This is a genomic window from Halopenitus salinus (assembly GCF_055397165.1).
The window spans coordinates 1912926-1926975 of record NZ_AP043853.1 but is presented as its reverse complement, the minus strand read 5'-3'; the positions used below and the strand labels follow the sequence as shown (position 1 = coordinate 1926975).

Here is a 14050-nt window from a genome sequence, read left to right as displayed (position 1 = left end):
GGCAGTCGGACGCGGGAGGTCGATGGCGGCGGTCCGCCGGAGAACGTCGTTTCCTACTCCCCGGCGCCCCAGTCGGCGACGCGCTTCGGGCGGTCGGAGACCGCGAGGACGTCGAGGTCGTCGTTCGCGTGCGCGAGCGCCTCGAGGGCGGCCTTCGCGCTGGCCGGGGTGGAGAAGTAGGTGATCTCCTCCTCGACGGCCACCTCGAGCAGGTCGCGCTGGCGGGAGACGATCAGGTCGAGTTCGCCGGCGCGGGCCGCCTCGATCAGGTCTGTCGCCGTCGACAGCTCGAAGTGCTCGGCGAAGCCGTCGACGAGCGCCTCGCCCGCCTCGGTGTCCGGATCGGGGAACTCCTCGGCGGAGAGGTCGACGACGGCGGTCCCCGATTCGGGGATCGGCTTGCCGGTCGCGTCCTGGGCCTTGTCGTAGGCCTTCCCGAAGGAGGTCGCGGTGCCCATCACCTCGCCGGTCGACTTCATCTCGGGGCCGAGGCGCGGATCCGAACCGGGCAGGCGGTCGAACGGGAGCACGACCTCCTTCACGCTCAGGTGTTCGGGGATCTGTTCGTCGACGTCGAGGTCGGCGAGGGTCTCGCCGGCCATCACCTTCGCCGCGATCTTCGCGATCGGGACGCCGGTCGCCTTCGAGACGAACGGGACCGTCCGCGAGGAGCGCGGGTTCGCCTCGAGCACGTAGACGGTGGAGTCCGCCTCGGGGTCGTGGACGCCGGTCACGGCGAGCTGGACGTTCAACAGGCCGACCGTGTCGAGCGCGGTCGCGATCTCCTCGGTCACCTCGCGGACCCGCTCGAGGGTGTCCGCGGACAGCGAGCGCGGCGGGATCATGCACGCGGAGTCACCGGAGTGGACGCCCGCGCTCTCGACGTGTTCCATCACGCCGCCGATCAGGACGTCCTCGCCGTCCGAGACGGCGTCGACGTCCAGCTCGACCGCGTCGTCGAGGAACTGGTCGATGAGGATCGGCTTGTCCGGCGAGACGCGGACGGCCTCCTCGATGTACTGCTCGAGTTCGGCGTCGTCCTCGACGACGCGCATCGCGCGGCCGCCGAGCACGTAGGAGGGACGCACGAGGACCGGGTAGCCGATGCCGTGGGCCAACTCGAGCGCCTCCTCGCGGCTCGTCGCGGTACCGCCGGCGGGCTGGGCGATGCCGAGGTCGTCCATCAGCTCGTTGAAGCGGTCGCGGTCCTCCGCGAGGTCCATCGCCTCGACGGAGGTGCCGACGATCTCGCAGTCGAGGTCGCGACGATCGAGTTCCGCCTCGAGCGGCTCGCCGACGTTGACGGAGGTCTGCCCGCCGAACTGGACCATCACGCCGTCCGCGTCGGTGGCCTCGACGACGTCCGCGACCTCCTCGGCGGTGATCGGCTCGAAGAAGAGCCCGTCGGAGGTGTCGTAGTCGGTCGAGACGGTCTCGGGGTTGTTGTTGACCACGTGCGCGTCGATGCCCATCTCGCGGAGCGCGCGCACCGCGTGGACCGCACAGTAGTCGAACTCGACGCCCTGGCCGATGCGGATCGGCCCGCCGCCGATGACGACCACGCTCTCGACGTCGGGGTCGATCTGCTCGAGCTCGCCGTAGTCCGTCTCCCCGCTTCCGGCCTCGACGCCGGCGAGGTACTCGGGGAGACGCGCGGAGTAGTAGTACGGCGTCGATGCCTCGAACTCGCCCGCACAGGTGTCGACCTGCTTGAACGTGCGGTTCGGCGTCGTCGATTCGACCTCCTCGACCGAGACGGGCTGTACGCTCCCGCCGTCCGTGGAGGTCGTCTTCGGCTCGACATCGGCCGGCGCCTCGGGGGAGGCCGCGTCGGCGATCTCCGCGTCGGTGAAGCCGGCGATCGCGGCGTCCGTGAACTCGCCGTGTTTCGCGCCCTCGTGGGCGTCCGCGATACGCTTGAACCGCTCGACGTACCACTCCTTGATGCCCGTGAGTTCACACACGTCCTCGACCGTGTAGCCGCGCGAGAACGCCTCGAAGATCGCGTAGGGACGGTCCGGCGTCGGCGACTCCAGGTAGTCCGCTTCGAGGGTCTCGTCGTCGACGTCGACCCAGTCGACGGCGGGGTCGTACTCCGAGGAGCGAAGCGCCTTGAGCATGCTCTCCTCGAAGGTCCGGCCGATGGACATCGCCTCGCCGGTCGACTTCATGGCCGTGCCGAGCTCGAAGTCGACGTCGTCGAACTTGTCGATGGGCCACCGCGGCACCTTCGTCACCACGTAGTCGATGGCCGGCTCGAAGGCGGCGGTCGTCTCGCCCGTGATCTCGTTTTCGATCTCGTGGAGCCGCTTGCCGAGCGCGACCTTCGCCGTGACGCGGGCGATCGGGTAGCCGGTCGCCTTCGAGGCCAGCGCGGACGAACGGGAGACGCGCGGGTTCACCTCGACGACGCGGTACTCGCCGCCGGGCGTGCCGTCGTCGCGCCAGGCGAACTGGATGTTACAGCCGCCCTGGATGCCAAGCTCGCGGATGACGCCGAGCGCGGCGTCGCGCATCTCCTGGTGACCGTCGTCGGGGATGACCTGTGAGGGGGTCACGACCGTCGACTCGCCGGTGTGGATGCCCATCGGGTCGATGTTCTCCATGTTGCAGATGATGATACACGAGTCGTCGGCGTCGCGCATCACCTCGTACTCGAGTTCGACCCAGCCGGCGATGGACTCGGTGATGAGCACCTCGCTGTTGCGCGAGAGGCGAAGCCCCTTGCGGACGCGGTCGACGAGCTCGTCGAACTCCTCGACGACGCCCGAACCGGAGCCGCCGAGCGTGTAGGTCGTCCGGGAGATGACCGGCAGGCCGCCGACGTGGTCGACGGCGTCGCTGACGCGCTCGCGGAACGCCTCCTCGTCGAAGTCGGTGAGCGACTCGCCCTCGCCCAGCGAGATGGTCGTCGATTTGGGCACCGGCTGGCCGATGTTCTCCATGCGCTGGCGGAAGAGGTCGCGGTCCTCGGTGGCGTAGATGGTGTCGAGCGGCGTGCCCATGATATCGACGTCGTGCTCCTCGAGGATGCCCTGTTCGGCCAGCTCGGCCGTGACGTTGAGGCCGGTCTGGCCGCCGAGCCCGGCGATGACGCCGTCGGGCTTCTCCTCGCGGATGACCTCGGCGATCGCCTCGGGGGTGATCGGCTCGATGTAGACCCGGTCGGCCATTTCCGGGTCGGTCATGATCGTCGCGGGGTTGGAGTTGACGAGGACGACTCGGGCGCCCTCCTCCTGAAGGGCGCGACACGCCTGTGCGCCGGAGTAGTCGAACTCGGCAGCCTGTCCGATCTGGATCGGGCCGCTCCCGATGAGCAGGATCGTGCGGTCCTCGGAGGCCGCTTCCTCCCCGGACGTCTCGTCTGTCTCGCTCATTACCCGACCGGAGTGCGCACATCGTAATAAGGCCGGCGAAAGAATACGATTCTCGCAGGGGAATTTCGAAATTCGCAAGGCACGCGATCACGTGCCACGGTTGGCGGCCGGTAGCACGGAGCGGGGGGAACGTGTACCGTAGGCTCGAACGGGTGATCGACGGTCCGAACCGTGGCGTGGCCGACGGTCCGTCCCCGGTTGGCCGAGGTCGGTCAGGTGTTGAGCCGGTATCGATAGGGACTGTCCGCGATGACCTCGACCTCGCCGCGTCTCGCCCACCGACCCAACACGGTGGCGACGCGATGCGGACTGTCGAACTCGTCGCGGTCCTCGAGCTCCTCGACGAGCGCGAGGATCTCCCGCGCGGTCAGCGGCTCGTCGGCGTCGGCGAGCACACCGCGCAGCGACTCGTACTCCTGGGTGTGCATGTGTCTTACGTATGGGTGGAACACACATAGTCTTCAGTGAGACAGCGGTCCGACGAACGTCAGACACGCGGGGGACGGGACGGGAAAACGGGGTTCAAGCGTACGGGTCGTCCGCCTCGAGGTCGCGCTCGGCGCGGTATCGGTCGACGAACTCCGGGACGTCGAAGTCGGTCATCTGCCGTTCGAACTCCCGGAGGGCGCCGTCGTCGTCGGCGTGGCTCACGGCGTGTTCCATCAGTTCGACGACGAGCTCGACGATCACCTCGTGGAGCCTGCGGGAGTCGAACTCGGTGACCCACGCGAGGGCGTATCCGACGTCCGCGGTCTCGGAGGCGTCGATCGCGACGACCCGGTCGGGAAACTCCTCTAAGACCACGCCGAGCAGGTGCGGCGTCCCGAACTCGGGCATCTCCTCGCTCGTCGTCTCGATCGCCTCGCGCAACACCTCGACGAGGAACTCCGGGAGGAACCGCTCGGGCGGGTGGACGTCCATGACGACGCCGTGGGTCTCCCCGCAGTCGCACTCGAACTCCCGCATTCCCAAATCGAGGTCGCCGTGGCGGATCGTCTCGCCGCAGGACAGCTCGACGACGTCCTCGGCGCCCGGAACGCGTGGATCGGCCATACGCGACGTTGACGGCTGCGGCGGTTAAAGGGCGCGAAACCCACCGAGTCGGCTGCACGGGTCGCCGTCGGGCGAAGGCTTTTGGTCGTGATGCGCCATTCTGCTCGTATGTTCGACGGCCTCGGTTCGATCGACGACGTCAACGACATCAAAAGCCCCGACGAGATCCGCTACGGGATGGGCGCGGCGGACGGTCTGACGGAGTACGCCACGGAGGAGGGCGTGGAGACGGCGCTCGTGGTCACGGACGAGCACGTGCTCGGAGCCGGCGCGGCCGACCCCGTCCTCGACGCGCTCGAGGCCGCCGACGTGGAGGTGGCGGTCTACGACGGGGTCAAGCCCGAACCGAAACTCGAACTCGCGGAGGCGGCCGCGGCGGAGGTCGATCGGGTGGACGCCGACGTCGTTCTCGGCGTGGGCGGCGGCAGCAGCATGGACACGGCGAAGTTCGCCTCCGTCATCGCCGAACACGACGTCCCCACGCGCGAGATGATCGGAATGGGCAACGTCCCCGGCCCCGGCCGGCCGACGGTCCTGCTTCCGACGACGGCCGGAACCGGAAGCGAGGTCACCCACATCGGCGTGTTCGCGGACAAACAGGACGGAAACAACAAGAAGGTCGTCTACTCCGACCACATGTTCGCCGACCTGGCGCTCGTCGACCCCGAACTCACCCGCACGATGCCGGCGGGGGTCGCCGCCGCGACCGGCCAGGACGCGCTCACGCACGCGATCGAGTGTTACGTCTCGACGCTTCGGACGCCCTTCACCGACGGGCTGGCGCGACACGCCATCGAGCTGATCGGCGACTCCCTTCGCCCCGCGGTCCACCAGGGCCGCCACAACGACGAGGCGCGCTACCGGATGAGCCTCGCCGCGACCACCGCGGGACAGGCGTTCGTCAACTCCGGACTCGGCGCCGTCCACGCGCTCACCTACCCGCTCGGCATCGAGTGCGGCATCGGTCACGGGCTCGCCAACGCGGTGCTGCTGCCGCACGTGATGCGGTACAACGTCCCGGCCGAGCCCGATCGGTTCGCGGAGATCGCGGGGCTCCTCGGCGTGCCCGAACGCGAGGACGAATCGACGATCGAACGCGCCTACCGCAGCGTCGAGGCGGTCGAGGCGCTCAACGAGGACGTCGGAATTCCGAACCGGATCGGCGAGCTCGGCGGCGTCGACGACTCGGAGTTCGGGACGTTCGCGGACATCGCGCTCGAACACTCGAAACACAACATCGACCGGAACCCGCGAGCGATGGACCGAGACGACATCATCGAGCTGTTCGAATCGGCTTACTGACCGTTCGAATCGACCGACTGATCCGGTCGGCGTCTACTGATCCGGTCGGAGAGGTGGGAACACCGAAACGGGACGGCCTCGTCGGGTCGCGTCAGTGCTCGCCGCCGGTGCCGCGACGATCGCTGTCGAAGTCGATGTCCATGTCCGCGAGCAGCTCGGCCGCCTCCTCGCGTTTCTCCTGGTGGTCGGCGAGGAACTCGGCCATCAGCTCGGCGGCCTGGTCCTTGCAGCCGCCACAGAGCCGGTCGCCGCCGCGACACTCGTCGTAGACGGTCCGCGCGAGGTCGTCGTCGTCGCCGGCGAGCAGGTAGGCGTACAGCTCGTACACCGGACACTCGTCGGGCTTTCCGCCACGTTCGCGCTGTTCCTCCGCGGTCGAGCGGCCGCCGGTCGTCGCCGCTTTCACCTTCTCGCGTCCGTCCTCGGGGTCGTCGAGCAGCGAGATGTGGCTCGCCGGGATCGACGAGGACATCTTGCCGCCCGTGAGCCCCGACATGAACCGGTGGTAGATCGAGGAGGGTTGTCGGAAGCCGAACCCGTCGTGGTCAAGTTCGATCTCTCGGGCGAGCGCCTCCGCGGCGGGCCGGTCGAGATCGAAGGCGTCGACGTGGCCCTCGAACACGCGCTTTTCGCCGTCGATCCGCTCGATGAGGTCCTCGAAGGCCCCCTCGGTCGCGTTCCGGTCGAGGAATCGGACCCGCGGACGAAGCGGCTCCTTCCCGCCGGACCGCAGCGTTCCGATCGCGGACTCGCGGGCGTCCGCGAGGTCGTCCGGGGGATCGTAGGTCTCGAGCCAGTCGGCGGCCGCCTCACACCGGATCGGGTCGGCATCGCCCGTCCCGTCGGCATCGCCCGTCCCGTCCGATCCACTTTCGTCCGCGTTCGCGGCGGCGAGCGCGTCGTAGGCCGCCCGGACGAGCTGGCGCTCGTCGTCATCGAGCTCGAAGCTGGCGAACGCCTCCGTGACCTTGAAGTACCGCATCCGGATCGACAGATCGCGCGACAGCCGAAGGTGTGGGTCCTGGTCGGGACCGACCGGAACGACGGTCGGCTTCGGCTCGTCGACCAGCTGCGGATAGAGGATGTCGGCCATCTGGGTGATCGTCGACTGCATGTGCGAGACGTTCGTCTCGCCGTCGAAGCCGTAGAGCGCCTGCATCTCCGAGAAGTTCGCCTTCGAGCCGAGTTCGAAGGCCAGGTCCTGAACCTCCCGGTTGTCCGACTGGCGGTAAACGGTCCCCTCCTCGGGGTCGAACCCCAACGCGAGAAGCGAGAGGACGTAGCTGCGGGCGTGCTCGTCGATCTCCTCCCAGGAGAGCCCGCGTGCCGAGTGCGCCTCCAGATCGGCGATCAGCCCGAACGCGTCGCCGCCCTGTTGTTGGTGCCAAATGATCTCGTCGAAGACGAGCTTGTGGCCGATGTGGGGGTCCCCGGTCGGCATGAACCCCGAGAGCGCGGCGAACGGCTCGTCGTTGGCCATCGCCTCCGCGACGGCGTCGTACTCGCGGTGGCCGAAGATGACGCCGCGACGCATGAGGTAGTGCGGGTGGGGCACGTCGGGGAGGACCTCGTCGAACTCCTCGATGCCGAACTCCTCGAAGAGCTTCCGGTAGTCGTCGACGGTCGCCGAGCCCCACGGGTCGAGCTCCACGTCGTCGGCGCCGGCTGCCGTGTCGGTTCCACCGTCGGTCGCGGGCACGTCGGCGGCGACGCCGATCGCGTCCGCGTCGGCCGCGTCCGCGTCGGTCGTATCGACGTCCGGATCGGCGGACGTCCCGCGTGGAGCGTTGTCGTGGTCGGTCATGGCGTGAGTCGAGCTACCGAGAGGTAGTCGATGGAACTCGAACCGGTCGGCGCAAAAACCATTCGCTTGCGGACGCCCCCGGCGAGTCGCACGTCGAGCGAGAGTTCGCGGGGAACGAAGACGTGGTCCGGCTCGAGGACCCGAACGAGGTGTTCGGAGTGGGGGAGATCCGTCACCGTCTCCACCTCGAGGTAGGTCCGGAAGTCGGCGCCGAACTTGAACCCGGTCTTCGGAACGATCGAGCGATCACGGAGGTCCGTGTACACCCGAAGCCGCCGGTCGAACCGATCACCCTCGACCGCGCGACCGCGCTCGCGGATGGCCTCGGCGGCGTCGACGGGGGCGAGGACGCTCCCGTCATCGTCGGTTCGGGCGTCGGACGAAGCGGCATCGAGCGGGAGCGCCCGATCGAGGCGCAGCGATCCCCGTTCGGCGAGGAAGGCCGCCTCGAGCAGCGACAGCTGGATGGCACCCTCGAGCGTGGATGCCCGTCCGGAGAGCGGGCGGCCGTAGAAGCCGCGCTCGTAGAGGTCTCCCGGGACGTCCCACGCGAGGACGCGGTCCTCGAGGAGGACGCCGGCGAGGTCGTCCGGCGGATCGTATCGCGTGTCCCCGTCCGGATCGATCGCGACGGCCTCGAAGTAGGTGAGGTCGCTCTCCTCGTCGACGACCGCGAGCGTCGTTCCGGACAGCCCTTCGACCGGGATCGACTCGCGCTCGCCGACGACGCGGATCCGGTGTTCGAGCGCCCCGTCCGGGGGGCTCGCGCCCCGCTCGTAGACGACGAAGTCGACGTCCTCGCCGTCCCCGTCGAGGCGGCGATCCCCCGGCCATCCCTCGCGCGTGGGCGAGAGGTAGAAGCCGCGGTCGCGGAGGTCGGTATAGACCAGAAATCGGACCGCGAAACGGTCGACGGCGGCGGCCGCGTGGACGAAGAAGGGTTCGAACCCGAGCGCGTCGCCGTCGACGGAGACCGCCGAGAGATCGCCGCGAAACAGGAGGTGGGCGGCCTCGAGGTGCGTGAGGACGATCTCGTTGCCCTCGAGCGGCCGACCGTAGCCTCGCGAGTCGTAGAACCGCTGGCGGGCGTCGCCGCCGACGTGGACGCCGTCCGCGCGGAGGGTCCCTTCCGGTTGCATGGCTGTAGGGCGGCGCGGCGGCCGTAAACGGGTTGCGGTCCGGGACTCACGGGCGGGTGTCGTGGTTCGAAACGGGACGGTGATCGTCGTCGGTGCGACCCGCAGCGTCGGATGGCCGGGAGTCTCTCGACGACCGCGAGTCGCCTCCTCGCCACCGATCGCAGGTCCCGTCGAGACACCTGCGGGCGTCGGGCGTCTCGAAGACGGGGAGGCCGCAGGGACAGTCGTCGACGACGACGCCCGAGGGGAACGAGAACGTGGTGTCACAGTCGGGGTACTCCCCACAGCCGAGGAACACCCGGCCGGTCGCCTGCTGGACCCGGAGGTCGGACCCGCAGTCGGGACACGACCAGACGCGGTCGAACCGCTCCGCGACGGCGTCGGCGAGCGAGTCGCAGTAGACGTCCAGACAGACCGAGAGGACCTCGCCGCGCTCGACCCGAAGGAGGGGGAGCCCGCAGTCCCCACAGGTCCGTTCGGTGACGGTCGCGTCCCTGGGCAGGCCGTACCGCGATCCACAGCCGGTACAACTCACCGTGCCGGCGGACCGCATGAGCGGCGACGCGCAGTCGGGACAGTCGCCGACCGGGGTTCCGGCCGTCGTGACGGGGACGTCGCGTACGGCGGCGACCTCGTTGGCGACCACCCGGAGCGTGCGGTCGCCGTCGCGGGCGGTGACGGTGAATCCCGAGGAATCGGACTCGACGGTCACCGACTCCGGTCGGGTGAGCCACGCGACCGGCCGGTAGCCGTCGGCGTCGTGAACGAGCGTCGTGTTGTCGGGCTTGACGACCACGAGGACTCGTCCCCGCGTGGTCTCCTCGCGGGTCCCCTCGAAGGTCGTCGTACAGTCGCCGGCCAGGACGCGAAGGCGCGATGGCATACGCCGGTTGGTCCCGGCATCCGGTTTGAACCCTCGTCCGCCGCCGGGTGCCGCCGCCGTGACAAGACGCAAGCCCGACCCGGCAAACTTCCCAAAAGACGCCTCACCGAACCTCGACCGAGCGGGACGAGCGGACCGGATACAGCGGCCGCTCGGGGAAGGAGACCTCGATCGTGAAGGTCACCTCGTCGGCGTCCGGGGCGCCGAAGACGCCGACCGGAACGGTCGTCTCGCCGTCGAGATACACCGTTTTGGCGTTCATCTCGACGTCGTTGACCGTCACGCGGACGCCGACGCGCGCGCCGCCGCCGCGGTTTCGAACGGTCACCTCCCGGAGGTCGTTCTCGCCGACCTCGACGGCCTCGGGGAACGATCCCCACTCGACGTCGATCCGGGGGAGATCCCCCGCGGCCTCCGCGATCCGGGTCGCGACGCCCTCGGTCAAGCCCGCGCTCTCGAGCGCGCCCGGATCCGCGTCCGCGATCGCGGCTGGCGAGTCAAATCCGGCATCGGAGAGCCGCACGGCCCGGTTCGCGCCGACCCCGTCGATCGCCGTGAACGCGACCGCCTCGCGGGAGACGCCGTGTTCGAGCCGCGCCTCGACCCGACACGCGAGGTTCGCCGCCCGGGGACCCGCGAACCGGTCGAGGAACTCGCTCAAGGCCGCGATCAGTCGGAGCGCGTTCTGGCGGATCACCCACGCGTCCGACCGGAGGTCGGACGGAACCGAGTCGTCCATGCTCGCCGCACAGATCGCGAACACCTTGCGGTGGCCGTCCTCGAGGGTCGTTTCGAGGTCGACGGCCTCGAGGATCCGGTCTATCGCGTCGCCCTCAGCCGACCGGGCCGAGACCGAATCGAACTCGCCGGCGGCCGCGACCGCCTCCAGGATCGACTCGACCGAGACCGAATCGCGCTCCGCGAGATCGTGGAACCGCGCCGCGGTGTCGAGCCGGAGGTAGTACTTCGAGGCGAGACGGCCGACCGCGGTGGGCTCGATCCCCAGATCCGCGTCGGTCTCGACGAACCCGTCCTCGACCAGCGTCTCGAGGACGGTTCGGACCCGATCGCGGATCGAGTCGAAGCCGTACGCCTCCGGGTTCGAGCGCGCGCGGACGTGGTAGAACGTCGTCTCGATCCACGACATCACGTCGTCGAGATCGCGGATCGTTCCCATCGCGATCTCGGCGTTGAGGTGGGACGGAAGTTCCTCCGCCAGCCGCGATTCGATCGGCTTTCCCTCGCGCAACAGCCGCCGATAGCGATCGGCGTCCTCGCGGTCGCAGACGACCCACCCGTAGCCGACGTCGTCGTAGCCGGGACGGCCCGCCCGTCCGAGCATCTGTAGCACGTCGAGCGGGGAGATGTCCGTCTCGCCCTCGAGCGGGTCGTGGTACTTGGTGTCGCGGATGACGACACAGCGGGCGGGGAGGTTCACGCCCCACGCCAGCGTCGAGGTCGAAAAGAGGATGGAGATGTGCCCCTCGCGGAACCACTCCTCGACGCGGTCGCGGTCGTCCTTGCCGAGGCCCGCGTGGTGGAAACCGACCCCGTCGAGGACGGACTGGCGGAGCGTGTCGTTGGCGAGCTCGCTCGCCTCCGTGTGGAAGTCGTACTCGCCGCGGGCGCCGATGGGCACGTCGCGTTCGGCGAGGACGTCGCGGGTCTTCTTCGCCGCCTGCACGGTGTCCTGTCTCGAGGAGACGAACACGAGCGCCTGGCCGTCCTCGCGGACGTGCGGCTCCGCCAGGTCGATCGCTCGATAGAGCCGACGGTACTTGTCGGCGAAGGCGTTGTCGCCGTGCGAGTAGGTCTTGACGCCGGTCTCGAGATCGACGGGGCGGTACTCGTCGCCGAACGCGAAGGTCGCCTCCGGGGGCGCATCGAGCCACTCGGCGACGTCCTCGACGTTCGACATCGTCGCCGAGAGGGCGACGATCCGGGGGTCACAGATCCGCCGCAGCCGGGAGACGACGACCTCCAGGACGCCGCCGCGGCGGTCGGAATCGAGGAGGTGTACCTCGTCGATGAGCACGCAGTCGACCTCGGCGATGAACGAGTAGCGGGCCGACTCGTGTTTGCGCGTCGCCGAGTCGGCCTTCTCGGGGGTGATCACGATGACGTCGGCGCGCTCGGCGCGTCGTGGGTTCAGATCGCGCTCCCCGGAGACGACGTAGACGGAGTAGCCGAGGTCCTCGAACCGCTCCCACTCGCTCTCCTTCTCGTTCGTGAGCGCGCGGAGCGGGGCGACGAAGAGCGCCGTCCCCCCCGAGGCGAGCGTCTTGCAGATCGCCAGTTCGGCCAGGGCGGTCTTGCCGGAGCCGGTCGGTGCGCTCGCGACCACGTTCGCCGTCGTCTCGAGCAGCGCGGGCAGCGCCTCTCGCTGCATCCGATTGAACTCCTCGAAGCCGAACGCCTCGGCGAACTCCGGGACCGCCTCCGTGACCTTCATCGTGTCCCACCGCGGGACGACCTCCCACGCATTGTCTAGAGTCGGGAGCCTCGCGGGGAAAGGCGTTTCTCCTCCCGGCGGCCGCGGACGCCAACACCGGCCGCGAACGCCAACACCGGCCGCGGACGCCAACACCGGCCGCGGACTCCAACAGCTATACGTCCGGACGGGAAGGCTCGAACATGGCCAAGTGGCTCCACAGCGGCCGCCGACGCGACGTCTGCGTGTTGTTGTACGAGGCGGGCGAGCTGCGCGCACAGCGTCTCAAGAACCGCCTCTCGACCCACTACGACGAGCGGATCGACCCCGGATCGTTCTCCGCCATGCTGGCCGCGCTCGAGGACGCCGGCCACGTCGAGGCGCACACGGAGGGGATCGCGGACGTCTACGGACTCACGGACGCGGGAGAGCGAGCTCTCCTCGACCACTACGGGTGGCTCGCCGGGAACATCGAGAACGCCAACGACGAGTGCGACGAAGGCACCGACGACGCGAACGGTGAGCGTGTCGACACGGAGGAAGACGGAGCGGTCGATCAGGAGTCGATATAAGCGTTTGCGACAAGGCTTATGCCGTGGTGTGCGTAGTGTTACCATGCATAGAATGTTCGAACGCTTCTCGAGCAGCTACTTCCTGGGGGAACTGTACGTCGAGCCGCACGACTGCGACCGCCCGCTCATCCAACGCGCGGATCACGAGCGGGTCAACGAGCAGCTGTATGCGGACGATACGGGCATAGAGCGACTCGACGCGCCGCTCGTGATGAAGATCGACACCGGACACGTTCCCGTCGACGGCGACGACGGGATCCCGAGCGGCACGCTCGCCGTGCCCGACGAGCTCGCGGACGAGACGCTCCCCTCGAGGAAGAACGTGCTGCTCGCGGACGCCGATCGGGCGGCGGACCTCCTGAAGTGGGAGGGGTGGGAGCCACCGACCGGCGTCTAGAGCGCGCGACGGATGTAGGCGTCAAGGTCGCGAACGAGGTCGTCCCGATAGGTCCAAAAGCCGTCCCAGACGTTCGGCTCGTCCTCCAACGCGAGGAGGCCGACGTGTTCGTTCCGTTCGGTCGTCGGATCGTCGGGCGTGTACACGACGAACCAGGAGCGGCGGTACTCCTCCGCGGTCCCGCCGTGGACGGTGACGGGCAGTTTCCCCTCGAGATCGCGGTCGGGGATCCCGTAGACGTGGACGTCGACTCCACGGCTGCCGACGGTCTCGTAGACCGCCCTGGTTCCGCGTTCGTCCTCGATGCGCGAGAGGCGCTGGAACGACGATCGAAGGGTCCCGGAGCTCGCCTCTGCCGCTGTACGCTCGATCACGCGCGAGATCGTGATCAGCAGCAGCTTCTCCTTGTTCGATTCCGGGTACCCCCGAACGTGAAACGGGACGTCGTCGAGCCGCTCGAGCACCTCGGGGAGTTCGACCTCCGAGAGGGATCGGCCGCCGGTGGTATACAGATCGGAGTTGACGAGGAGGACCGCAGAGAGCAGCTCGTCCATCGTCGATCGCGCCAGAACACGGCCGTCCTCCACGAGCAAGACGACGTCCTCCTCGACCACCTCCTCGTCCGGGTCGAACGATTCGTGCACCGGAACCGGCTGGTTGTCGAGGAGGTCCTCAAGGAGGTTGCGGGCCGCCTCCGGGGAGGATCGATTGTGGACCACGAGCGAGCGTTCGGGATCGTCGAGCCGGTCGAGGAACGCACGCAACGAGTCGGCCATCGTCCGAACACCGTCTTCCGGGTACAAAAACGATCCCCACCCACTCCGCGGTCGTCCGATCGACGCTTACGAAGCCGTTTACGTCCGTGTGAGTGCTGCTGTGGCGTCTCGAGGACGATCCGAGCGGCGACACCGGACCCCCGAACGCGGCGATCGACCGCGTTTCAGGCGTGAACACCTCCGCGCCTCCTGTGGGCTGTCGAGCCGCGGCGACGCGAACCGACGCGGTCGAGATCGTCCCGGGCGATCGGTCGTCGACGCGTCGACTGGGGTGGAACGTCGTGCGCCGGGTCGAAACCATATACCGTTACATTCT

At 68.7% G+C, this 14050-nt stretch carries 11 protein-coding genes; 3 read left to right on the top strand and 8 right to left on the bottom strand.

Annotated elements, in window-relative coordinates; all coding sequences use genetic code 11:
- Positions 1 to 53 precede the first annotated feature (53 nt).
- The 3 genes from carB to ACZ5YD_RS11385 all read right to left on the bottom strand — a co-directional run bounded on the left by carB (position 54) and on the right by ACZ5YD_RS11385 (position 4430).
- The gene (gene carB, locus ACZ5YD_RS11395; protein ID WP_379744519.1) at positions 54 to 3377 is read right to left on the bottom strand and encodes a carbamoyl-phosphate synthase large subunit; all 3324 of its coding nucleotides are present in this window, start codon (positions 3375 to 3377) and stop codon (positions 54 to 56) included.
- Between the two features lie 212 nt (positions 3378 to 3589).
- Positions 3590 to 3805, bottom strand: coding sequence for a hypothetical protein (locus ACZ5YD_RS11390; RefSeq protein WP_379744521.1), 216 nt, complete (start codon positions 3803 to 3805; stop codon positions 3590 to 3592).
- A gap of 94 nt (positions 3806 to 3899) precedes the next feature.
- Positions 3900 to 4430 carry a DUF5815 family protein gene (locus tag ACZ5YD_RS11385; protein ID WP_379744523.1) on the bottom strand — a complete coding sequence of 177 codons (531 nt, stop codon included), beginning with the start codon at positions 4428 to 4430 and terminating at the stop codon, positions 3900 to 3902.
- A gap of 108 nt (positions 4431 to 4538) precedes the next feature.
- Between ACZ5YD_RS11385 and ACZ5YD_RS11380 the strand changes: the two genes are divergently transcribed.
- The gene (locus ACZ5YD_RS11380) at positions 4539 to 5732 is read left to right on the top strand and encodes an iron-containing alcohol dehydrogenase (RefSeq protein ID WP_379744525.1); all 1194 of its coding nucleotides are present in this window, start codon (positions 4539 to 4541) and stop codon (positions 5730 to 5732) included.
- A gap of 91 nt (positions 5733 to 5823) precedes the next feature.
- Here the strand turns inward: ACZ5YD_RS11380 and ACZ5YD_RS11375 are convergent, their stop codons facing one another.
- The 4 genes from ACZ5YD_RS11375 to ACZ5YD_RS11360 form a co-directional block, all read right to left on the bottom strand.
- On the bottom strand, positions 5824 to 7536 hold the full coding sequence (locus tag ACZ5YD_RS11375; RefSeq protein ID WP_379744527.1) for a tryptophan--tRNA ligase: 1713 nt from the start codon (positions 7534 to 7536) through the stop codon (positions 5824 to 5826).
- Positions 7533 to 8675: a tRNA-intron lyase gene (endA, locus tag ACZ5YD_RS11370; protein WP_379744529.1), complete on the bottom strand. Its 1143-nt coding sequence runs from the start codon at positions 8673 to 8675 to the stop codon at positions 7533 to 7535. The genes ACZ5YD_RS11375 and endA overlap by 4 nt, the downstream gene beginning before the upstream one ends.
- A 46-nt stretch (positions 8676 to 8721) precedes the next feature.
- Positions 8722 to 9558, bottom strand: coding sequence for a topoisomerase DNA-binding C4 zinc finger domain-containing protein (locus tag ACZ5YD_RS11365; protein ID WP_379744531.1), 837 nt, complete (start codon positions 9556 to 9558; stop codon positions 8722 to 8724).
- A 103-nt stretch (positions 9559 to 9661) separates the two neighbouring features.
- A complete protein-coding gene (locus ACZ5YD_RS11360; protein ID WP_379744533.1) occupies positions 9662 to 12010 on the bottom strand; it encodes a DEAD/DEAH box helicase in 2349 nt (782 codons plus the stop codon).
- 182 nt (positions 12011 to 12192) lie between these two features.
- Between ACZ5YD_RS11360 and ACZ5YD_RS11355 the strand changes: the two genes are divergently transcribed.
- Both ACZ5YD_RS11355 and ACZ5YD_RS11350 read left to right on the top strand, forming a co-directional pair.
- Positions 12193 to 12561 carry a PadR family transcriptional regulator gene (locus ACZ5YD_RS11355; protein WP_379744535.1) on the top strand — a complete coding sequence of 123 codons (369 nt, stop codon included), beginning with the start codon at positions 12193 to 12195 and terminating at the stop codon, positions 12559 to 12561.
- A gap of 52 nt (positions 12562 to 12613) precedes the next feature.
- Positions 12614 to 12958: a DUF5802 family protein gene (locus ACZ5YD_RS11350; protein ID WP_379745597.1), complete on the top strand. Its 345-nt coding sequence runs from the start codon at positions 12614 to 12616 to the stop codon at positions 12956 to 12958.
- Here ACZ5YD_RS11350 and ACZ5YD_RS11345 read toward each other — a convergent pair.
- A complete protein-coding gene (locus tag ACZ5YD_RS11345; protein ID WP_379744537.1) occupies positions 12955 to 13734 on the bottom strand; it encodes a DICT sensory domain-containing protein in 780 nt (259 codons plus the stop codon). The genes ACZ5YD_RS11350 and ACZ5YD_RS11345 overlap by 4 nt on opposite strands.
- Positions 13735 to 14050 lie beyond the last annotated feature (316 nt).

Bases quoted from the DNA above. Each gene is read 5' to 3' on its own strand.
- ACZ5YD_RS11375 (WP_379744527.1), bottom strand. From the start codon at position 7,536: ATGACCGACCACGACAACGCTCCACGCGGGACGTCCGCCGATCCGGAC.
- ACZ5YD_RS11360 (WP_379744533.1), bottom strand. From the start codon at position 12,010: ATGAAGGTCACGGAGGCGGTCCCGGAGTTCGCCGAGGCGTTCGGCTTC.
- ACZ5YD_RS11385 (WP_379744523.1), bottom strand. From the start codon at position 4,430: ATGGCCGATCCACGCGTTCCGGGCGCCGAGGACGTCGTCGAGCTGTCC.
- endA (WP_379744529.1), bottom strand. From the start codon at position 8,675: ATGCAACCGGAAGGGACCCTCCGCGCGGACGGCGTCCACGTCGGCGGC.
- ACZ5YD_RS11380 (WP_379744525.1), top strand. From the start codon at position 4,539: ATGTTCGACGGCCTCGGTTCGATCGACGACGTCAACGACATCAAAAGC.
- carB (WP_379744519.1), bottom strand. From the start codon at position 3,377: ATGAGCGAGACAGACGAGACGTCCGGGGAGGAAGCGGCCTCCGAGGAC.
- ACZ5YD_RS11350 (WP_379745597.1), top strand. From the start codon at position 12,614: ATGTTCGAACGCTTCTCGAGCAGCTACTTCCTGGGGGAACTGTACGTC.
- ACZ5YD_RS11390 (WP_379744521.1), bottom strand. From the start codon at position 3,805: ATGCACACCCAGGAGTACGAGTCGCTGCGCGGTGTGCTCGCCGACGCC.
- ACZ5YD_RS11365 (WP_379744531.1), bottom strand. From the start codon at position 9,558: ATGCCATCGCGCCTTCGCGTCCTGGCCGGCGACTGTACGACGACCTTC.
- ACZ5YD_RS11355 (WP_379744535.1), top strand. From the start codon at position 12,193: ATGGCCAAGTGGCTCCACAGCGGCCGCCGACGCGACGTCTGCGTGTTG.
- ACZ5YD_RS11345 (WP_379744537.1), bottom strand. From the start codon at position 13,734: ATGGCCGACTCGTTGCGTGCGTTCCTCGACCGGCTCGACGATCCCGAA.